Source organism: Falsiroseomonas ponticola (assembly GCF_016805305.1).
Taxonomy (GTDB): domain Bacteria; phylum Pseudomonadota; class Alphaproteobacteria; order Acetobacterales; family Acetobacteraceae; genus Falsiroseomonas; species Falsiroseomonas ponticola.
Map to the genome: position 1 here is coordinate 517072 of NZ_JAERQN010000004.1, position 19456 is coordinate 536527.

At 73.6% G+C, this 19456-nt stretch carries 16 protein-coding genes; 6 read left to right on the top strand and 10 right to left on the bottom strand.

Annotated features, from left to right (window positions below; all coding sequences use genetic code 11):
• The first annotated feature begins 22 nt into the window (after positions 1-22).
• Together JJI54_RS15505 and JJI54_RS15510 are read left to right on the top strand one after the other, a co-directional pair.
• Positions 23-1168, top strand: a complete 1146-nt coding sequence (locus JJI54_RS15505) for a mandelate racemase/muconate lactonizing enzyme family protein (protein ID WP_203073898.1) — start codon at positions 23-25, stop codon at positions 1166-1168.
• The gene (locus JJI54_RS15510; protein ID WP_203073899.1) at positions 1165-2127 is read left to right on the top strand and encodes a tripartite tricarboxylate transporter substrate binding protein; all 963 of its coding nucleotides are present in this window, start codon (positions 1165-1167) and stop codon (positions 2125-2127) included. Before JJI54_RS15505 ends, JJI54_RS15510 begins: the two co-directional genes overlap by 4 nt.
• A 15-nt stretch (positions 2128-2142) precedes the next feature.
• Here JJI54_RS15510 and JJI54_RS15515 read toward each other — a convergent pair whose 3' ends face one another.
• Together JJI54_RS15515 and JJI54_RS15520 are read right to left on the bottom strand one after the other, a co-directional pair.
• Positions 2143-3696, bottom strand: coding sequence for an ArnT family glycosyltransferase (locus JJI54_RS15515; RefSeq protein ID WP_203073900.1), 1554 nt, complete (start codon positions 3694-3696; stop codon positions 2143-2145).
• A gap of 142 nt (positions 3697-3838) precedes the next feature.
• A complete protein-coding gene (locus JJI54_RS15520; RefSeq protein ID WP_203073901.1) occupies positions 3839-4834 on the bottom strand; it encodes a tripartite tricarboxylate transporter substrate-binding protein in 996 nt (331 codons plus the stop codon).
• A 133-nt stretch (positions 4835-4967) separates the two neighbouring features.
• Here JJI54_RS15520 and JJI54_RS15525 point away from each other — a divergent pair, with 133 nt between their 5' ends.
• Complete coding sequence (locus JJI54_RS15525) at positions 4968-5954, top strand: tripartite tricarboxylate transporter substrate-binding protein (protein WP_203073902.1); 987 nt, start codon at positions 4968-4970, stop codon at positions 5952-5954.
• A 151-nt stretch (positions 5955-6105) separates the two neighbouring features.
• Here JJI54_RS15525 and JJI54_RS15530 read toward each other — a convergent pair whose 3' ends face one another.
• Genes JJI54_RS15530 through JJI54_RS15540 form a run of 3 tightly spaced genes read right to left on the bottom strand, consistent with a single transcriptional unit; the run spans position 6106 to position 9628 of the window.
• Positions 6106-6534, bottom strand: coding sequence for an acyl-CoA thioesterase (locus JJI54_RS15530; protein ID WP_175533845.1), 429 nt, complete (start codon positions 6532-6534; stop codon positions 6106-6108).
• Positions 6531-7760 (bottom strand): thiolase family protein, encoded by a 1230-nt coding sequence (locus JJI54_RS15535; RefSeq protein ID WP_203073903.1) that lies wholly within the window; start codon positions 7758-7760, stop codon positions 6531-6533. Before JJI54_RS15535 ends, JJI54_RS15530 begins: the two co-directional genes overlap by 4 nt.
• The gene (locus JJI54_RS15540; RefSeq protein ID WP_203073904.1) at positions 7757-9628 is read right to left on the bottom strand and encodes a feruloyl-CoA synthase; all 1872 of its coding nucleotides are present in this window, start codon (positions 9626-9628) and stop codon (positions 7757-7759) included. The genes JJI54_RS15535 and JJI54_RS15540 overlap by 4 nt, the downstream gene beginning before the upstream one ends.
• Positions 9629-9745: 117 nt before the next feature.
• Between JJI54_RS15540 and JJI54_RS15545 the strand changes: the two genes are divergently transcribed.
• The 3 genes from JJI54_RS15545 (at position 9746) to JJI54_RS15555 (ending at position 11847) form a co-directional block, all read left to right on the top strand.
• Positions 9746-10216: a MarR family winged helix-turn-helix transcriptional regulator gene (locus JJI54_RS15545; protein WP_203073905.1), complete on the top strand. Its 471-nt coding sequence runs from the start codon at positions 9746-9748 to the stop codon at positions 10214-10216.
• Between the two features lie 96 nt (positions 10217-10312).
• Positions 10313-11086, top strand: coding sequence for a crotonase/enoyl-CoA hydratase family protein (locus tag JJI54_RS15550; RefSeq protein WP_203073906.1), 774 nt, complete (start codon positions 10313-10315; stop codon positions 11084-11086).
• 2 nt (positions 11087-11088) lie between these two features.
• Entirely contained in the window at positions 11089-11847 is a 759-nt protein-coding gene (locus tag JJI54_RS15555) for an SDR family NAD(P)-dependent oxidoreductase (RefSeq protein WP_203073907.1), read from the top strand.
• Between the two features lie 175 nt (positions 11848-12022).
• Here the strand turns inward: JJI54_RS15555 and JJI54_RS15560 are convergent, their stop codons facing one another.
• Genes JJI54_RS15560 through tssK form a run of 5 tightly spaced genes read right to left on the bottom strand, consistent with a single transcriptional unit; the run spans position 12023 to position 19451 of the window.
• Positions 12023-12742 (bottom strand): PP2C family protein-serine/threonine phosphatase, encoded by a 720-nt coding sequence (locus JJI54_RS15560; protein WP_203073908.1) that lies wholly within the window; start codon positions 12740-12742, stop codon positions 12023-12025.
• Positions 12739-13245, bottom strand: coding sequence for a type VI secretion system-associated protein TagF (gene tagF, locus JJI54_RS15565; RefSeq protein ID WP_203073909.1), 507 nt, complete (start codon positions 13243-13245; stop codon positions 12739-12741). The genes JJI54_RS15560 and tagF overlap by 4 nt, the downstream gene beginning before the upstream one ends.
• A gap of 2 nt (positions 13246-13247) precedes the next feature.
• Positions 13248-16745, bottom strand: coding sequence for a type VI secretion system membrane subunit TssM (tssM, locus tag JJI54_RS15570; protein WP_203073910.1), 3498 nt, complete (start codon positions 16743-16745; stop codon positions 13248-13250).
• A gap of 1 nt (position 16746) precedes the next feature.
• Positions 16747-18114, bottom strand: coding sequence for a type VI secretion system protein TssL, long form (gene tssL / locus JJI54_RS15575; protein ID WP_203073911.1), 1368 nt, complete (start codon positions 18112-18114; stop codon positions 16747-16749).
• Positions 18111-19451, bottom strand: a complete 1341-nt coding sequence (gene tssK, locus JJI54_RS15580) for a type VI secretion system baseplate subunit TssK (protein ID WP_203073912.1) — start codon at positions 19449-19451, stop codon at positions 18111-18113. Before tssK ends, tssL begins: the two co-directional genes overlap by 4 nt.
• Positions 19452-19456 lie beyond the last annotated feature (5 nt).

Genomic DNA, 19456 nt, shown 5'->3' on the forward strand with positions numbered 1-19456 from the left:
CGCAACGACGGACGGAGGAAGCGTGAAGGTCATCGGCATCAGGGGATTCCTCGTGGGCTTCGCGCCCCGCCCCGCCCTCGGCAACGCCGCCACCTTCATCCGGCGGCGGGAGGTGCTGCTGGTGCAGCTGACCGGGGAGGACGGCACGACGGGATGGGGGGAGGCCTTCAACGCCCCCGCCGCCGCCGCCGCGCTGATCCGCACGCGCATGGCCCCCTTGGTGCTGGGCCAGCCGGCGGAGGCGATGGGCCGGATCTACAACGCCATGCTCGGCACGCTGGGATATGACCGGCGCGGCGCGGGCATGATGGCGATCTCCGCCATCGACATGGCGCTGCATGACCTGGCCGCCCGCGCGCGGGGCATCAGCGTGGCGCGGATGCTGGGCGGCGCGCTGCGCGACCGCATGCTGGCCTATGCCAGCGGCCCCTTCATCGCGGAGGGCCCGGACCCCTATGGCGCCTATCCCGCCCAGCTGGATGCGCTGCTGGCGCGCGGCTTCCGCGCCATCAAGCCCCGCGTCGGCGTGGCCCCCCGCGCCGATGGCGCCGTGATGCGCGCCATGCGCCGGCAGGCCGGGCCCGACACGGCGCTGATGGTCGATATCAACCAGGGCTACACGGTCGGCGCCGCGCTCGACAGCCTCCGCCACATGGAGGAAGCGGACCTGCTCTGGGTGGAGGAGCCCCTCCAGCCCGAGGATATCGGCGGCTACCAGGCGGTCGCCGCCGCCGCGCGCTGCGCCATCGCGGGCGGGGAGGCGCTGGCCAGCCTGGCCGGGTTCCGGGACTTCCTGGTGGCGCGGACCTTCTCCGTCCTGCAGCCGGACATGGCGGTCTGCGGCGGCTTCACCGGCTTCCGGCGCATCCTGGCGCTGGCCGATGCCTTCGACGTGCCGGCCATGCCGCATGTCTTCGGCAGCCTGGTGAATGCCCATGCCGCGCTGCAGATGGGCGCGCTGATCGGTGCGCGGCGCGGCGGCGGGCCCGCGCCCTATCCCTTCATCGAGGTCGATGTCACGCCGAACCCGCTGCTGACGCTGCTGGGCCCGGTCGAGCCCGGCGCCGATGGCTGCATCGCCGTGCCGGATGCGCCCGGCCTCGGCTTCGACCTCGCGCCGGAACGGCTCGCGCCCTTCGTCACCGACCATTGGGAGATCACGCCATGAAGCGCCGCGCCCTGCTGGCCGCCGCCGCGGCTTCCGTGCCGTCCCTCGCGCTCGCCCAGGCCTGGCCGACGCGGCCGATCCGCCTCGTGGTCCCCTACCCGCCCGGCGGCGCCAGCGACATCACGGCGCGGCTGCTGGCACAGGACCTGTCGGGCGTGCTGGGCCAGCCCGTGGCGGTGGAGAACCGCGGCGGCGCGGCCAGCATCACCGGCACCCAGGCCGTCGCGACCGCGGCGGCGGATGGGCACACGCTCGGCGTGGTGGATACCGCCTTCGTGGTGAACCCCGCCCTGTTCGGCGCCCGCCTGCCCTATGACACGCTGCGCGACTTCACGCCGGTGTCGCTGCTGGTGCGCGCGCCCCTCGCGCTGGTGGTGCCCGCCGCCGCGCCCTGGGCCGATGTGGCGGCGCTGGTGGCGGAGGCGCGCGCCAGGCCGGAACAGCTCTCCTTCGGCTCCGCCGGCAACGGCACCGCCGTGCACATGGCGGGCGAGCAGTTCCGCCAGGCCGCGGGCTTCACCTACCTCCATGTGCCCTATCGCGGCGGCGGGCCGATGATCACGGACCTGCTGGCCGGCCGCGTGCAGATGGCCTTCGGCACCGTGCCCGCCATCGCGGAGCATGTGCGCGCCGGGCGGCTGCGGGCGCTGGCCATCACCGGCGCCGCGCGATCCGCCCTGCTGCCAGCGGTGCCCGCCATGGCGGAGGCCGGGCTGCCCGCGGTGGATGCGGCGCTGATCAACGCCCTGGTCGGCCCCGCCGGCCTGCCCGCCCCGGTGGTGGACCGGCTGGCGGAGGCCGCGCGCGGCGTCATCGCGGGTGCGGCCATCCGCTCGCGCCTCGCCGAACTGGGCTTCGATCCCGTGGGCGGCACCCCGGCGGAGCTGCGCGCCAGCCTGGCGGCCGAGATCCCGCGCTGGGAGGCGATCGTGCGGGCCGGCGGCATCACGCCGGACTGACCGCGCGCCCAGGCGCTACCGCGCCCGGTAGATCTCCACCGGCCCGCGATACTCCGCGACCGTCGCGAACAGCTCGTAGCCCTGCTCCACCGCCGCCATCACCTGCGCGGCGGCGGCGGGGCGCATGGTGTGCATCCAGCCGCGATCCACCACGATGACGCGGGGGCGGGAGGCGAGGACGCGCACCAGCTCGGCCTCCGTGTTCGTGTCCGACAGATCCTCGAACACGCCGGTCAGGTGCGCGGGGAAGGGAAAGCGGGTGGAGAGCCGGGCGCCGGAGATGACATAGACGCTCGGGTGGTAGTTCGCGATGAAGGCGTCGCCGCCCGGCCCCGCGGCCTCCGCCACCTTGGCCGAGACCAGGCGGACGGGATCGGGGTGCATCAGCCCCGGGCCGCGTTCCAGCCGGCCCGTCGCCTCCATCAGCCAGGCCTGGGCGGCGATGGCGCCGACCACGGCGATGAAGGCGATGCGCGCGCGGTCAGGCCGCGCCAGCGCCTGCGCGATCCACCAGGCGCCGATCGAGGCCAGCAGCGCCAGCGGCGGCAGCCAGAGCAGGAAGTAATGGGCGAAGAAGAAGCCCGGCCCCGCGATGGCGGCGGAGGTCACGGCGAACCACACCACCCCCGCGCCGGTCAGCAGCACCACCGGCCCCGGCGCCCAGCGCGGCCGCCAGGCCACGACCGCCACCAGCGCCGCGCCGAAGGCGAGCCCGAGCTGCAGCGCCGCCGCGCCGATCCGCCGCGCGGCCTCCGCCCCCTCGATCCGTTCCAGCGAATAGCGGAAGGGCGCCATGAGCGACCCGTCCAGGTACTGGTCGAGCCAGCCCTGCGTCCAATAGACGAAGCCCGCCAGGACGAACGGGAAGGCGCAGAGCCCCGCATAGGCCAGCGCCATCAGCGCCGCCCGCCGCCAGGGCAGCACGCCCCGCAGCAGCGCCGGCAGCACCAGGATGAGGAAGGCGAGCGAGCCTTCCGGCACCACCACCTGCTTCACCACCAGCGCCGTGCCGATCAGCAGCCCCATGGCGACCAGCGGCGCCCAGCCCGGCGCGCGCGGCGCGGGGCCCACGGCCTGCGCCGCCCCCCTGATGGCCAGCGCCATGCTGCCCGCGACGAAGGGGGCGATCAGGATCTCCGTATTGGTGCAGAGCCCGCCCAGCAGCACGGACAGCGCGGCATAGACGACACCCGCCCCCATCCCGATCCGCCGCGGCGCCCCCGCCGCCCGCGCCGCGCCATACAGCGCGCAGGCGGTCGCGGCGACGCAGATCATGCCGAGCAGCCGCACCGCCTCCACCGAGACGCCGAAGGCCAGGAAGGCCAGGGCGAACATCGCCGGCGCGCCGATCGGGTGCATGTCCCAGGCCGCCACCAGCGGCCAGCCGCCATTCAGCCATTCCCGGGCCTGGACGAGGTAGAGCCCCTCATCCGTATCGACCACGGCGGGGACAAAGCTCGTCATCCGCAGCGCCGCCGTCGCCACCAGGATGAGCAGGATCGCGCCCGCATCGCCGATCAGGGGCGAGCGGGTGCGGGTGGGCGCGTAGAAACTCTGGCCGTCGGGCATGGGGCCTCACGCGGGCGTGAATTCTCCGCCCACCCACCCTTCCCAGAGCGCGCGGGCGGATGCAACCCCGCTTCCGTTCAACCTTGGTCCCGCCGCATGGCGCCGGGCGGGCGCGACTGCGGCGGGGGGAAGGCAGCCGCCCTCAATTCTCCGGCGTGAAGCCGCTGTCGCGCACGATCGGGCCGTATTCCGCGCGTTCCCGCGCGATCAGGTCGCGGAACGCCGCCGGGCTGGCGGAGACGGTCGGCAGGAAGTCCAGCCGGTCCAGCGCCGCCACCAGGTCCGGCATCCGGGACGCCTGCACGATCGCGGCATGCAGCCCGTTGACGATCGGCGCCGGGGTATTGGCGGGCAGCAGCACGCCGAACCACTCATCCTTGGACAGGTCGCGGTAGCCGAGCTCCAGGAAGGTCGGCACATCCGGGTAGCGCGGGTTCCGCTGCGGCGAGGACACGGCCAGCATCCGCGCCCCCGTCCCGTGCTGGGGCGAGACGTCGCCCAGCACGCCCACGAAGATCGGCAGCCGCCCGCCGATCAGGTCCTGCACGGCCGGCACCGCGCCGCGATAGGGCACATGGGTCACCGGCACGCCGATGGCCTTGCCGAAGGACACGCCCAGGAAATGCGGCGCCGACCCCGCGGCCGGGGAGGCGAAGGGCACCTCCCCCCGCTGCGCCTTCATCCAGGTCACCAGCTCCGCCAGGGTCTTCGCGGGGTGGTTGGCCGGCACCGCCAGGGCGAAGGGGAAGGAGCAGACGGTGGAGACCGGGATCAGGTCCGTCAGCGCGTCATACCGCACCTCCCGCGGGAAGACGTGCGGCTGAAGGGTCAGCATGGAGGCCGGCGTCTGGAGGAAGACGGTGCCGTCGGGCTCGGCGGCCTTCACCGCCTCCACCGCGATGCGCCCCGCCGCGCCGACCCGCCCGTCGACGATGACGCTCGGGGCATAGACGCCGCGCAGCTTCTCCGCATACAGCCGGGCCACGATGTCGGAGGACCCGCCCGGCGGGAACCCCAGGATCAGCCGCGCCGGCCGGTTGATGGCCTCGGCCCGCGCCTGGCCGGTGAAGGCCGACCCGATGAAGGCCGGCAGCGCGAGCGCGCCGAGGGCGGCACGCCGCTTCAGCATGAGGGTCATGGAGGTTCCTTCCCTGTCCTTGCGCGGGGATGCCGCCGCACCGCGAGCGTCCCGCTTGAATGCAACCATTATGCGCCATAAGTTTAACCGCAAGGCAAGGTGCATCGTCACCGCCAGGGGAGGATCAGGGACCATGACCATCCAGTTCGGCCGCCGTGCGGCCCTCGCCACCCTCGCCACCGCCGTTGCCGCGGGCGCCGCCCCCGCGGCCCGGGCGCAGGCGGTGTCCCGCCCCGCCCGCGTCCTGGTGGGCTTCGCCGCCGGCGGGCCCACGGACCTGGTCGCCCGCATCTATGCGGAGCGCCTGCGCGGCGCCTATGCCCCCTCCGCCCTGGTGGACAACCGCCCCGGCGCCTCCGGCCGCCTGGCCGTCGATGCCACCAGGGCCGCGGACCCGGATGGTACGACGCTGCTCGTCACCCCCGCCAGCGTCATGACGCTGCAGCCCCACATCTTCCCGCGGGAGGTGCGCTACGACGCGCTGACGGATTTCGTGCCGGTCTGCACGCTGTGCGACTTCGCCTTCGCGGTCGCCGTGCCGGCCAGCCACCCGGCGCGGACGCTGGCGGACCTCACCACCTGGCTCCGCGCCCAGCCGGCGGAGGTGCCCTATGGCTCCCCCGGCGCCGGCTCCGGCCCGCATTTCGTCGGCGACATGATCGGCCGCGCGGTCGGCGCGCGGCTCAACCACGTGCCCTATCGCGGCGCGGCGCCCGCGGTGCAGGATGCGCTGGCCGCGCGCATCCCGCTGGTGGTGGCGGTGGTGTCCGACCTGCTGCCGCATCACGGCCAGGGCGTGCGCATCCTGGCCATCTCCTCCCAGTCGCGCCTGCCCCGCCTGCCGGATGTGCCGACGCTGGCGGAGGCCGGCTACCCCGCGCTGACCATCAGCGAATGGATGGGCCTTTTCGCCCCCGCCCGCACGCCGGCGCCCATCGTCGCCGCGCTGCACCAGGCGGTGGCGGCCGCCGTGCGGACGGAGGAGGTGCGCCAGGTGCTGGACCGGCTGGAATTCCAGCCGACCGTCCAGGGGCCGGAGGAATTCGCCGCCCGCATCCGCCACGACCGCGACCTCTGGGGCCCCGTGGTGCGGGCGAGCGGCTTCCAGCCGGAGACGTGATCCATGGCACGAAGGCTACGCCTTCGTGCCCCTCAGACGCCGGTCGCCGCGCATCCGCGCGGCTTGGCTTCGCCGCATTGGCGGCGGCGGCCGGTCGGCCGCTCGGCCCGTCGGGCCGCATACCGCACCTGTTCCCCGCAGGTGCGGCGTGTCAGGCCCCGAAGGCCGCCACGACCTCCGCCGGGATCGGCGCCGCCTTGATGCCCTTCGGATTGTTCGGGTCCCGCGCCACCCAGACGCGGGTCTCGAACCCCTCCACCCCCAGCGCGCCATCCGCCTTCAGCAGCCGGTGCTCCACATCGAAGGAGGAGCGGCGGAAGGCCGTGATGCGGCTTTCCACCACCACCTCATCGCCATAGGCGGAAGGCACGGAGAACTTTCCCCGCGTATCCACCATCGGGATGCCGACGATCCCGAACTTCTCCGTCCACTGGATCTTCGGCATCCCCAGCGCCGCCTGGAACAGCGCCGCCGTGCAGGCATCGAAGATCGCGAAGTAGCGGGGGTAGAAGACGATCCCGGCGGGGTCGCAATCCCCCCACTCGATGGTGACGGGGCGGCGATTCACGAGCGACGTCACGACGCCACCTCGATCAGCAGCGCGATCCCCTGCCCGCCGCCGATGCAGGCGGAGGCGATGCCGTAGCGCCCGCCGCGCCGCTTCAGCCCCCGCGCGCAGGTCACGGCCAGGCGGATGCCGGTGGCCGCCAGCGGATGGCCGATGGCGATGGCGCCGCCATGCGCGTTCAGCTTCGCCTCATCCAGGCCGAGCGCGCGCGAGCACGCCATCACCTGCGCGCCGAAGGCCTCGTTGATCTCGATCAGGTCGATCTGGTCGAGCGTGAGGCCCGTGCGCGCCAGCAGCGCCTGGATGGCCGGCACCGGCCCGATGCCCATGATGGCCGGCGGGCAGCCCACCGCCGCCGAGGCCACCAGCCGCGCCAGCGGCGCCCTGCCCTTCGCGAAGGCGCCGCTGCACACCAGCGCCGCCGCCGCGCCATCCACCACGGCCGAGGAATTGCCCCCGGTCTGCACGCCCCCGAAGGCCGGCCTGATCTTCGCCAGTGTCTCCACCGGCGACGGCCGCGGATGCGTGTCCGCCTCCACCGAGGGCGTGCGGCGGGACAGCGCGATGCCGCGATCCGCGAGCCCCTCGCGGGAGAAGGTCTCGCTCGTCACCGGCACCACCTCGTCGTCGAAGAAGCCCGCCTCGCGCGCCGCCAGCGCCCGGTCGAAGCTCCGCGCCGCGAAGGCGTCCACTTCCGCGCGGGAGATCCCATGCCGCTTGGCCAGCTCCTCCGCCGTGCCGCCCATGCTCAGCCCGCAGGCGGGGTCGAGCAGCGCCTCCCACAGGAAATCCTTGAACTCGACGGGCGCGCCCAGCGTAAAGCCGTTGCGATGGGTGTAGGAGGCGATGGGGTTGCGGCTCATGCTCTCCGCGCCGACGCAGAGCGAAACCCCCGCCCCCTGCCGCTCCACGGCATTGGCGCCCTGGGCCAGCGCCTCGATCCCCGTGCCGCAGACGCGCTGCACCAGCAGCGCCGGCACTTCCTCCCGCACCCCCGCATAGAGGCCGACATGGCGCGGCAGCATGTAGGCGTCGAAGCTCGCCTGCGCGACCGATCCGGCCACCACATGCCCGATCTCCGCCGCGTCGATCCCCGCCTTGCCGATGGCGGCGCGCGCCGCCTTGATGCCGAGGTCGATGGGGGAGACGAGGCCGAGGGGCCCGCCCAGATCCGCGAAGGGCGTGCGGGCGCCGGCCAGCAGCCAGGCGTCCCGCCATTCATTGATCAGCGCGGTCATGACAGCTCCGGGGTTACGATGACGAGGGATGACGGTTGGTCGGCATAGAGGTCCTCCACCAGCGCGGCCCGTGCCGACAGCACGGCGCGCTGGTTGATGGAGCCCTTGTCCGTGATCTCCCCGGCATCGAGGGAGAGCGGCGCCGTCAGCAGCACGGCGCGGGCGATGCGCTGGGAACTGCCGCTGGCCGTGGCGCCGAGTGCCGCAAGCTTGTCCGTGAGCGCGGCGCGCAGCGCGGGATGGGTGGCGGGGTCCTCCCCCTTCGGCACCAGCGTCGCGACCGCTTCCGGTTCCGGCAGCAGGATGGCGGCCAGGAAATCGCGATCGACGCCGGCGATCACGGCGTCCTTCACATAGGGCGCCAGCGCCGCCACCAGCTTCGCCCGCAGCGGGCCGACGCTGACCCAGGTGCCGGTCGCCATCTTGAAATCCTCGGTGATGCGGCCGTCGAAGCGGAAGCCCTTGTGCAGGTCGTCGCGGTCGATCGGCACCAGCGCATCGCCGAAGCAGTAGAAGCCTTCCTCGTCGAAGGCCTTGGCCGTGGCTTCCGGGTTGCGCCAATAGCCCGGCGTGATGGAGGGGCCCTTCACCCGCGCCTCCATCTTCCCCGCCACGGGCGCGAGTTTCATGGTGAGTCCCGGCACCGGCAGCCCGACCGCGCCGGATTCGGAAAACTCCTCCCGCACGCAGACGGCGAAGGGCGCGGTTTCCGTGGCCCCGAGGCCGGTGATCATCGGGATGGTGTGGCCGCGTTCCGCCAGCGCCATCCGGTCCAGCTCGTTCCAGATGTGCTGCGGCAGGCCGGCCGCCGAGTAGAACATCATGTGCAGGCGGCTGAAGAAGATGCGGCGCAGGCCCGCATCCTCCCGCAGATGGTGCACCAGCTCCTCGAAGCCGCGGGGCACGTTGAAGTGGATGCTGGTCGCGATCTCCCGCAGGTTGCGCAGCGATTCGCCATAGCCGCCGGGCACCGGGCGGCCATCATCCATGTACATCGTGCCGCCATTGTAGAGGCAGATGCCGATGTTGTGGTTGCCGCCGAAGGTGTGGTGCCAAGGCAGCCAGTCCAGCAGCACGGGCGGGTCCTCCCCCATGAAGGGGAAGGCTTCCAGCAGCATCTGCTGGTTGGAACAGATCATGCGCTGCGTGTTCACCACGCCCTTGGGCAGCCCCGTGGAGCCCGAGGTGAACAGGATTTTTGCTGGTGCATCCGGATCGACGGCGGCCGCCGCTTCGTCCACCGCGCGGCCCGGCGTGGTGGAGAGCAGCTGCTCCATCGTCGTCACCGCGCGGCCGGCGGGCGGGTTGCTGCCGACCAGCAGCTCCACATCCTCCGGCACGACGGCCGCCACCGCATCCGCGAAGCGCGCGCCGTCGCTGACGAAAACCATGCCCGGCGTCAGCAGCGCCAGGCAGTGCCGCAATTTCTGGAAATCCTTGGCCAGCAGGGCGTAGGAGGGCGAGACGGGCGCCACCGGCACGCCGACATGCAGCGCCGCCAGCGTCAGGACCGCCTGGTCCAGGCAATTGCCGGACAGGAAGACCAGCGGCCGTTCCGCCGACAGCCCCCGGTCCAGCAGCGCCTGGCCCACCGCCCGCACCTTGGCCAGCATCGCGCCATAGGTGATGCGCCGCCATTCGCCGGCCGGCTGGCCCTTGGGCGCGCGTTCCCGCTGCGCGATCAGCGTGCGGTCGGGCGCCAGCGCCGCGTGATGCTCCAGCCGTTCCGTCAGCCGCCGCGGATAGGGGCCGAGTTGCGGGACGGGCGTGACCAGCAGCGCGCCATCGGCCCGCGCCTCGAACCGTACCGGCGCGGCGCCCAGGCGGCGGCGCGGCGGAAGCTGCGGCGGGGCATGGTGGGTGGACATCCTCTCCTCCGGCGCCGATCGCGGCGTCATGAATTGTTATGTACCATAATAGTATGGTCCGGCTTCGCTTCCAAGGCCCCCTTCCGCGATCCGGTCCAGGCCTTATAAGCGAAGCCCATGCCCAAGCCCCGCCGCCAGGGAAGCACAGCCGCGCCCGCCGAGGCGCCCGACCTCTCGCCCCTCGACACCAAGCTCGGCTTCCGGCTGCGGCTCGCCCAGCAGACTGCCTTCGAGACCTTCCACCGCACCATGTCGCCGCTCGGCCTGACGCCCGGGCGGCTGGCCGTGCTGCTGATGCTGGAGGCGAACCCCGCCATCCGCCAGGGCGTGCTGGCGGAGGCGCTGCGCATCAAGCCCTCCAACCTGACGGTGCTGCTGGCGTCGCTGGAGGAGGAGGGGCTGCTGAAGCGGGCGGAGGAGGAAGGCAACCGCCGCGCCAACCTCCTCCAGATCACCCCCGCCGGCCGGGCGCTGCTGAAGCGCGGCAAGGTGGGGGAGGCCGAGGTGGAACGCCAGCTGGCGGAGGGCATGACGCCCGAGGAACACGCCACCCTGATCAACGCGCTGCGGCTGCTGGCCCGCGGCTGAAACGCCCCCCAGCCCGCCCCGCGGGATCGCACCCCGCCCTTGCCCCGGCCGCGCCCCGCGCCTATTGTTATGTGACATAACTAAGGGGAAACGCCCATGGCCGGGGACCTCGTCAGCCTCGTCATCAGCGGCACCATCGCCCGCATCGCCCTCGACCGCCCCACCAAGCGCAACGCCATCAGCGATGCGCTGCTGGAGGCGCTGGACGCCGCCGTGGTGCAGGCGCAGCGATCCGCCCGCGCCATCATCATCCAGGGCAACGGCCCCTGCTTCTCGGCGGGCCTCGACCTCGGCGAGCACAAGGCCCGCACGGCGGAGGAGGTATTCCATCATTCGCGCGGCTGGCACGCCGTGTTCCGGCGCATCCGCACCGGGCGCATCCCGGCCATCGCCGCCATCCATGGCGCCTGCGTCGGCGGCGGGCTGGAACTGGCCGCTGCCTGCCACATCCGCGTCGCCGACAGCACCGCCTTCTTCGCCCTGCCGGAAGGCACGCGCGGCATCTTCGTGGGCGGCGGCGCCAGCGTGCATGTGGCGCGGCTGATCGGCGCCGGCCGGATGGCGGACATGATGCTGACCGGCCGCGCGCTGGATGCCGCGGCGGCGGAACGCGCGGGCCTCGTCACCTATGTCACCGAGGCCGGCGCCGCCCCCGCCAAGGCGGGTGAGCTGGCCGAGAAGGTCGCGAAGATGGCGCCGCTGACCGTGATGGGCGTGCTGCAGGCCCTGCCGCGCATCCAGGACATGAGCGAGGAGGACGGCCTCTTCGTCGAGAGCATGATGGCCGCCATGGCGCAGACGGGGCCGGAGGCGCAGGCTGGCCTCGCCGCCTTCCTGGAGAAGCGGGCGGCCAAGGCGGGGGAGGCCTAGGGATGGACATGCAGGGCGCATCGGCCGTCGTCACCGGCGGCGCATCGGGCCTCGGCGCCGCGACGGCGGAGGCGCTGGCCGCCGCCGGCGCCAGGGTCGTGGTGATGGACATCAACCAGGCCGCCGCGGAGGCCGTGGCCGCGCGCATAGGCGGCGTCGCCGTCGCGGGCGACGTGGCGGAGGAAGCGCCGGTCGCCAAGGCGGTGGAGGAAGCGGCGGCGCTGGCCCCGCTCCGCCTCGCCGTCGCCTGCGCCGGCATCGCCCCCGCCGCGCGCGTCGCCGGCCGCAACGGCCCGCATGATTTGGCGCTGTTCGAACGCGTGGTGCGGGTGAACCTGATCGGCACCTTCAACCTGCTGCGCCTGGCCGCCGCGCGGATGACGTCCAACGCGCCGCTGCCGAATGGCGAGCGCGGCCTGGTCGTCGCGACCGCCTCCATCGCCGCCTATGAGGGCCAGATCGGGCAATGCGCCTACAGCGCCTCCAAGGGCGGCATCGTCGGGCTGACGCTGCCGGCGGCGCGGGAACTCGCGAAGTTCGGCGTCCGCGTCGTCACCATCGCGCCGGGCCTGTTCCACACGCCGCTGATGGACACGCTGACGGAGGAGGCGCGGGAGAGCCTGGGCCGGATGCCCCTCTTCCCCGCCCGGCTCGGCCGGCCCGCCGAATATGCCGACATGGTCCTGGCCATCGCCGCCAACCCGCTGCTGAACGGGGAGACGATTCGCCTGGACGGCGCGCTGCGGCTGCCGCCGGCCTGACGCGGCCGATTTTCATGGCATCGGCCGGGGTGTTCGGGCTATGTTCCGGGCACCACGGGCCGATCCGCGTCCAGGCTCCGGCGCCCGTCTGGAAGTCGCGCCGGCGGCGCCCCGGAATCGCGGAATCGGTGCTAAACACCCCTAATCGGCATAATCGGCTAAAAGGGGTTAGTGGCTAAAAGGCCACGCCGGCCCGCACCACCACCGCCGTGACATTGTCCCGGGCACCGCGCGCCAGCGCGGCCTCGATCACCGCCCCAGCCCCCTGCCCGGCCGCCAGCATCGTGCCGATCTCGGCTTCCGGCACCGCCTTGAAGACGCCGTCGCTGCACAGCAGGAACAGGTCGCCCGCCGCGAAGCGGGCGCTGACCTTGTCGAGCTCCAGCGTCCCATGCCCGCCCACCGCGCGGGTGATGACATTGGCCTGGGGGTGGCCCTCGGCCTCCGCCTCGTCGATCACGCCGCCATCGACCAGGTCCTGCACCAGGGAATGGTCGCGGGTCAGCCGCTGCAGCGCGCCGTCCCGCAGCAGATAGGCCCGGCTGTCCCCGGCCCAGAGGCAGGCGAAATGCCCGCCGCGCGCCAGCAGCAGCACCAGGGTCGTCGCGATCACGCGCCCCGGCCCCGCCGCCGCGGCCCGGGCCTGGAGGTCCGCATGCACCGCGCCCACGCGCAGCCGCACCTGCGCCAGCAGCTCCGCCGCCGAAAGCCCCGGCGGCAGGTCCCGCAGCGCCTCCGCCACCGCGGCGGAGGCGACATCGCCCGCCCCATGCCCGCCCGCGCCATCCGCCACGGCCCAGAGGCCGATATCGCCGCGATCGACGAAGGCATCCTCGTTGCGGGGCCTGACGGTGCCGGGATGGGTCACGGCCTCTCCGGCCAGGGTCAGGCTCATCCGCCGCCCTCCGCCAGCACGCGGAACAGCGCGGGCGGCGGCAGGGCGGGCCAGTCCCAGCGCGCGCCGTCCAGGCGCCACCAGCCCTCCTCCGGCGGCTCCTCCCCGCCGGGCGGGATGGCGGCGATGGCGGCCAGCAGGGCATCGGCATCCTGGCCCGGCAGCCGCGCGGCGGCCTCCACCGCCTGGTACCAGGCCGCGCCCGGCGCCTGCCCGCCCGCCAGCAGGCAGGCCAGCGTCACGGGGAAGAGTCGCCCGACCAGGTCCTCGCTCGGCACCAGCACGCCGGCCACGGCATCCGGCCCGCAGGCGCCGGCGGGCAGGCGGAAGCACCAGGCGGGGGCGGCGGTCCAGGCCCCGGCGAAACCCTCGCCCAGCGCGTCCCGCGCCTCCGCGATGCCGGCCTGGAGCCATTCGTCCCAGGGGCCGACGAAGCTGTCGGGCAGCCCCCGGCGCACGAAGTCCCCATGCGCCGGCAGCTTGCCGAAAAGGCCCGCGGCCATGGCTATTGCGCCGGCAGGGCGGGGCAGCGGAACTCCGACAGCTCCCGCAGCGCGAAGGGGTTGATGACGGAGGAGGCGCGCAGCTCGAACTCCGCGCTGCGCTCCCCCTGCACCATGCGCAGCCGGAAGCGGTCGCCCGCCGCGCCGATCTGCGTCAGCTGCCCGCGGGAGACGAAGCGCATCGCCGCCCAGGCGCCATCCGTCGTCACCGGCGCGCCGCTGGCGGGCGCGGGGTCGAAGGTCAGCGCCACGCCGCCGCGGCTCGGCCAGATCATCGGGACCGGCCGGGCGCCGGCGGCGCCGCGGGCGATGGCGATCCGCTGGCCCTCCACCTCCAGCGTCGCGGCATTGGCGCCGGGGTCCAGCCCCTGGGGCAGCAGCTCGAACCGCAGGCCCATGGCGGCGCCCACCAGGCCGGAGGGGAAGAACCCGTCCCGGATGGCGGCGGCGCGCTGGAACTGCATGAGGTCCGCGGGCGAGATCGGCGGTGCCAGCCCATCCGCCGCCACCAGCCGCCAGGGCCGCTGCGTCGTGTCCACGAAGTTTCGCAGGTGCTGGGCGAAGAACTGGTCGAAGACGCCGCCCGGGCCGAAGAGGCGGACGAAGTCATCGAGCGGCATCTCCGGCGCATCCACGGTGCGGCGGAAGGGGAATCGCGTCTCCAGCCCCCGGCAGAAGGGGCCGAGCGCCTGGCCGCCCGCCGCCGCGATGGCCGCCCTTGCGCCGCCCGACCGCGCATTGGCGGTGGAGGCCGACATGGCCTGCAGCCAGCGCCCCAGCGGCTCCGGCGCCCTTGCGGCCTCCGCGGCCAGGCGCTGGCCGGGGTCGAGCCCCGTGGCCGGCGGCAGCACCGTGCCCGGCGGCGCGCTGGCCAGGCGCTGCACCTGCACGAAGAGGTCGTTGACGATCTGCAGCGTGGCATCCAGCGGCTGGCCCGCTGCTTCCCGCAGCGGCCGGAACCGCTCCTCCACCACCGTCGCGACCGGCGCGGCGGAGGAAGGCTGCGCCGCCGCCCCCAGCGCCGCCGCGATGCGCCCGCCCCCGGCGGCGGCCTGCGCGGCCGCCTGGGCCGCCCCCGCCGCCGCGGCGCCCGCCGCGCCACCGGGCGGGTCGGGCGGCGTGCCCGGGGAGAGCTGCCGCGCCGCGCTGCGCAGCACATCGCGGATCGGGGAGTTGGGCGCGCCGAGAAGGTTCAGCGCCTCCGACGCCTGGTTCAGGTTGCGGAAGGGCGGCAGCACGAGGTCCGCCAGCACGGCCTGCCAGGCGCGGGCGTAATCCTCCGCATAGAGGCGCAGCACCGCCTGCTCCAGCTGCCGTGGATCGCCCGCGAGGCCGGCCGCCGCTTCGGGGCCGAGCACCCAGCTTTCGCTGGCGGCCTCCACGATCGCGGCGGGCAGGCGCGGCAGCAGGCCGCGATGCAGCCCCTCCACGGTGAAGAGGCCCGGCACCTGCGCCTCCGCCAGCGGGCGGTTGGAGGCCAGCGCGAACCAGCGCTGCCCGGCGGGGCCGAGGCTGTCCGCGGGCTTCCAGGGCGCCGCATTGGCCGCGCTGGTCCGCAGCCGCGAATACAGCCGCTCCGCCATCGGCAGGCGGGAGAAGATGCGCCGCGCCTGGTCCACCAGCGCGCCATCCAGCGGATAGGCGATGAAGTCCCCGGCGAGCATGGCATCGAGGTGCAGCGCCAGCGCATCCCGCACCGGCGCGGCGACCGCGCCCGGGAAGCTCTGCTGCCAGTCGATCGCCATCCATTCCTTCACCAGCGCCCGGTCCAGCGGGCCCTGGCGGCCGAGCATCAGGTAGATGCGCGTCGCCTCGTAGAGGAAGTCCGGCCGCTGCATGCCGGCGCGGATCTGCGCCTCCAGCCGCGCCAGCAAGCGGGGCAGCAGCACGCGGTCCAGCGCGCGCTTGTAGGCGAGTTCGCCACCCTCGATCAGCTTGGCTTCCTGGCTGAGGCCCGGCAGCGCGCCATCCGCCCGCGCGGAGGGCGGCAGGGCGCGCACGGCGTCGAGGTAGGGGACCACGCGCGGCAACTCATCCGCCGCCATGACGCGATCGAGCGGCAGGCCCTGCGCGGCCTGCTCCGCCTTGGCCAGCGCCTCGGCCAGGCGGGCGGCGCGGGCGCTCTCCGCATTCATCGCCATGAAGCCCCAGGCGCCGCCGCCCAGCACCAGCAAAAGCGCCGCGGCCCAGGCGCCCATCTGCACCAGGCGGCCACGCTTCGCCTGGCCGCCATCGAGGGCCGCCAGCCGCGCCTCGTTGAACACGACGTCGCGCAGCAGGCGGCCGAGGAAGTAGCTCCGCCCCTTCTGCCCCATGATGGCGGCCGGGCGGCGCGGATCGAGCCCGAAGGTGCGGGACAGCGCCCCCGTCAGCCGGTCGATCGGCGTGCCTTCCTGCGTGCCTGACGTGAAGTAGATGCCGCGCAGGAAGGGCGCGGGGTCGAGCTTCGATCCGCCGAAGGCCGCGTTGACGAAGGCGCCGAGCGGCGCTTCCAGCGAGGCGAATTGCGCCGGGAAGCCGCCGATGCGCGCGCGCTGCTCCGGCCCGCGTTCCGCCTGCAACCGCTCCAGCAGCCGGTCCTGCAGGCGCTTCACCAGGGCCGCGAACTCCTCGCCGAATTTTCCTGAGTGCCCCTCCGGCCCGGCCTGGGGCGGGAAGGTGACTCCCCAGACCTGGGCGCGCGTTTCCTTGTCCAGGTCGTCGAAGAATTCGGAGAAGCCGACGATGAGGTCCGCCTTGCTGACCAGCAGGTAGACCGGCAGGCGCTGGCCGAGCTTCTGCTCCAGCTCCCGGATCCGGCGCCGCACGGCCTGCGCATGCTGGTCCCGCTGCGCGGCATCCAGCCGGCTGATCATGTCCGCGCCGAAGGCCACCACCACGCCGTTCAGCGGCTGCTTCGGCCGCTGCTTCCGCAGCAGGTCGAGGAACCGCTCCCAGCCCGCCCTGTCGGCATTCGCGTCGCTGTCCTGCGTGGTGTAGCGGCCGGCGGTGTCGATCAGCACCGCCTGCTCGGCGATCCACCAGTCGCAGTTGCGCGTGCCGCCGACGCCGGCGACGCGCCCGGCCGCCAGCGGGAAATCGAGCCCGCTGTTCTGGATCGCCGTCGTCTTGCCGCTGCCGGGCGGGCCGATGATGACGTACCAGGGCCGCTCATAGAGGTAGCCGCCCTTCCCGCCGCCGGCCTGCTTCAGCGCGCCCAGCGCCTCCGCCAGCCGCGCCGCGACGGCGCTTTCCTCGGCGGAGGCGTCGGCCGCCGCCTTGTTCTCCGCCGCGCGGGATTCGGTGGCGCCGGCGACGAGCGCGGCATCGCGCCCCTGCCGGCGGCGCACCACGATGATCATCACGACCAGCCAGATGAGCACCGGCAGCGCCGCGAGCAGCGCCAGCAGCCACAGCGCCTCGATGCCCAGCAAGACCGGCGCGAAGAGCCAGATGACCGGCACGAGCAGAAGCGCGCCGACGAGCCCGCCGATGGCGGGAATGGTGAGGAAGGCCTTCATGTCAGCGCCCCTCCCGCATCAGGACCACTTCGATGCGGCGGTTGGTCTCCCGCCCCTCCGGCGTCGCGTTGGTGGTGAGCGGCTCGGTATCCGCGCGCCCCACCGCGGTGAAGCGCGCGGGCGCGCCGGTGGCGCCGGCGATGATGTCCTTGGCGGCTTCGGCCCGCGCGGCGGAGAGCGCGAAGTTGGAGGGGAAGCGCACGGTGCGGATGGGCTGGTTGTCGGAATGGCCGAGCACCGTCACGCGCCCGGGTTCCGTCCTCAGCGCCTGGCCGATGCGGTTGAGCAGCGGGACGAAGTTCGCCTCCACTGTCGCGCTGCCCGACGGGAACATGCCCCGCCCCGCGATGCGCACCAGCAGCCGCCCCGCATCGCCTTCCACCGTCACCAGCCCCTGCTGGATCTCCGGCGCCAGGAAGGTGCGGACCTTCTGGATCAGGTCGGGCTCCGCCGTCGGCGGCGGGGGTGGCGGCGGCGCGGGCGGCACCGGCGGCGCGGTGCGGTCGATGGCGGGCGGCGCGCCCGGCGGCAGCTGCGCCAGGCGCGATTGCAGGTCATCGCCCTTCGCATTGACGCTGTCGCTGACGAAGATGTAGCCGAAGGCGAGCAGCGCGACCGCGACCGCGCCAGCCACCCAGGCGGGCACGCGCCTGCCGGGGCCGCGATGGGGCGCATCCACGCCGCGCCAGCGCGGCGACAGCTCCCGCTCCCAATTGCCGCGCAGCTGCACCAGCAGCTGGTAGAGACCCTCCCGGATCCGGTCCAGCTCCGCATGGCCGCGCGGCGCCAGGCGGTAGCGGCCCTGGAAGCCGAGGGCGAGGCAGAGGTAGCAGATCTCCAGCGCGTTCAGGTACCGCCCGGGATCCTTCTGCATGCCGGACAGCAGGTCGAAGAAGCGCTCCCCGCTGCGCACTTCCTGGTGGAAGGAGGAGACGAGGGAGCGGGTGGACCAGCTGCTGGCCTGCCCCCAGGGCGTGGCCAGCGCGACATCGTCCAGCGCGGCGCAGAGCGCGTAATGCGCGGCGCGCAGCTGGTCGGGGGAGACCTCCATCGCGCGGCACTCGCCCTCGAAGGCCTTGAGCGCGCGCATGGCGCGTTCGCGCAGCTCCTCCGGGTTCTGCACCTGCGCCGCCTGCGGCCCCGCGCCGATGCGCGCGAGCAGGTCGAGCAGCGGCGCGGCGGCGGCGGCCATGGGGGAGAGGCCGACCTTCGGCAGCGCCTCGGCCTCTCCCGCCAGGCGCGGCGCCACGGGTTGCGGCGCGGCGGGCGCGGCACCGGCGCGTGGCGGTGGCGGGGGCGGCGCGCCGCCGGGGCCGCGCACCACCGTGCGGTCGCTGTCGTCAGGCTCGGAGAAGGGGTTGTCGCTCATGCCCGTATCGCCCAGAGCTCCATGCGCAGATTCGGGAACTCGCCGGAGACATGCACGGCGAAGCCGCCCGAGGACTGCATCTGCTGCCAATGCGGGGAGCCCCGGTCGAGCTCGAAATAGACCGCGCCGGCATTGAAGGGGATCTGCCGCGGCGCCACGGGCAGCGGCCGCACCGCTATGCCGGGCAGCGCCACGTTGACGAGTTCGCGGATATGCTCGACCGCGCCGATCTTCACCTGGTTGGGGAAGATCCGGCGGATCTGCTCGCCAGGCACATCGGCCGCGACCGTCAGCACGAATTGCGACGCGCGCAGCAGGTTGCGGTCCGTGATGGCGCCGACGCGGACGCCGAAGTTCCTGTCCTGCAGCGGGATCGCGACGGCGTTGGTCTCCAGCACCTGCGACAGCGAACGGCGGAGATCCGCGACGACGGGCGCGAAGCTGCGCTGGAGATCGTCATGCCGGTACGCCGGATAGGCGGTGGCGCGCTTGTCCGGCGCGGTGAAGGTCGCGAGTTCGCCCGCCAGCTGCACCAGCGCGGCGAAGAGGCTTTCGGGATGCACGTTCCCCGCATCCGCCCAATGCGCGATCAACGGCTGCCAGCGGTTCACCGTCTGCAACAGAAGAAAATCGGCCACCTGCGCGACGCCCTGCGCGCCGGGCTGGCCAAGCCGCGCGGCCAGCGCTTCCCCGCGCTGCCCCAGCATGCCGACGAGTTCGGCGACCAGGTTGTTCAGCACGAAGGCGGCGGAGATGCGGAGGCAGGGCGGGATGAAACGCTCATCCAGCACGACGCGGCGATCCGCCTGCACCTCCACCACGCGCGCCAGGCCGAGGCACGCATAGCCCGCGCGTTCCTCCGTCTCCAGCATGTAGCGCAGGCGGAGCTTACCGATGGACAGCTCCGCCGGCATGGTGCTGTCGGAATGCGTGTCGAAGGCTTCGAAGCTGCGCAGCGTGTGGCGCGCGCGCATCGCCTCCGGCCCCGCATCCGGGGCCGCGACCTCCGGGCTGCCGGCCTGGCGCAGCGGCAGCGCCAGGTAGATGACGCAGTTGCGCGTGCCCTCCGGCAGGTCGAGCGGCACGGGCGGGTCGGCGGTGCCGGGGATGGCGAAGGGCGTGCCATCCTCCATCACCCCCGCGGCGCCGGAGAGCGCGAAGCGCCCCGCGGCCAGCAGGTCCCGGTCCAGCGCGACATCCGTGACGCCCCAGGGATGCGGGCGCAGCGGCGCGGCGCGGGCCTGGAGCAGATGCTCCATGTGCCGGTCCTGCTGCTGGAAGTGCTGCGCGCGGAGGAACATGCCCTCCTGCCAGACCACCTTGTCGTGCCAGACCATCCGCT

Coding starts and splice junctions, on each gene's coding strand:
- JJI54_RS15520 (WP_203073901.1), bottom strand. CDS start 4,834: ATGACCCTCATGCTGAAGCGGCGTGCCGCCCTCGGCGCGCTCGCGCTG.
- tssL (WP_203073911.1), bottom strand. CDS start 18,114: ATGAGCGACAACCCCTTCTCCGAGCCTGACGACAGCGACCGCACGGTG.
- JJI54_RS15515 (WP_203073900.1), bottom strand. CDS start 3,696: ATGCCCGACGGCCAGAGTTTCTACGCGCCCACCCGCACCCGCTCGCCC.
- tssK (WP_203073912.1), bottom strand. CDS start 19,451: ATGGTCTGGCACGACAAGGTGGTCTGGCAGGAGGGCATGTTCCTCCGC.
- JJI54_RS15525 (WP_203073902.1), top strand. CDS start 4,968: ATGACCATCCAGTTCGGCCGCCGTGCGGCCCTCGCCACCCTCGCCACC.
- JJI54_RS15535 (WP_203073903.1), bottom strand. CDS start 7,760: ATGACCGCGCTGATCAATGAATGGCGGGACGCCTGGCTGCTGGCCGGC.
- JJI54_RS15510 (WP_203073899.1), top strand. CDS start 1,165: ATGAAGCGCCGCGCCCTGCTGGCCGCCGCCGCGGCTTCCGTGCCGTCC.
- tssM (WP_203073910.1), bottom strand. CDS start 16,745: ATGAAGGCCTTCCTCACCATTCCCGCCATCGGCGGGCTCGTCGGCGCG.
- JJI54_RS15540 (WP_203073904.1), bottom strand. CDS start 9,628: ATGTCCACCCACCATGCCCCGCCGCAGCTTCCGCCGCGCCGCCGCCTG.
- JJI54_RS15550 (WP_203073906.1), top strand. CDS start 10,313: ATGGCCGGGGACCTCGTCAGCCTCGTCATCAGCGGCACCATCGCCCGC.
- JJI54_RS15560 (WP_203073908.1), bottom strand. CDS start 12,742: ATGAGCCTGACCCTGGCCGGAGAGGCCGTGACCCATCCCGGCACCGTC.
- tagF (WP_203073909.1), bottom strand. CDS start 13,245: ATGGCCGCGGGCCTTTTCGGCAAGCTGCCGGCGCATGGGGACTTCGTG.
- JJI54_RS15545 (WP_203073905.1), top strand. CDS start 9,746: ATGCCCAAGCCCCGCCGCCAGGGAAGCACAGCCGCGCCCGCCGAGGCG.
- JJI54_RS15555 (WP_203073907.1), top strand. CDS start 11,089: ATGGACATGCAGGGCGCATCGGCCGTCGTCACCGGCGGCGCATCGGGC.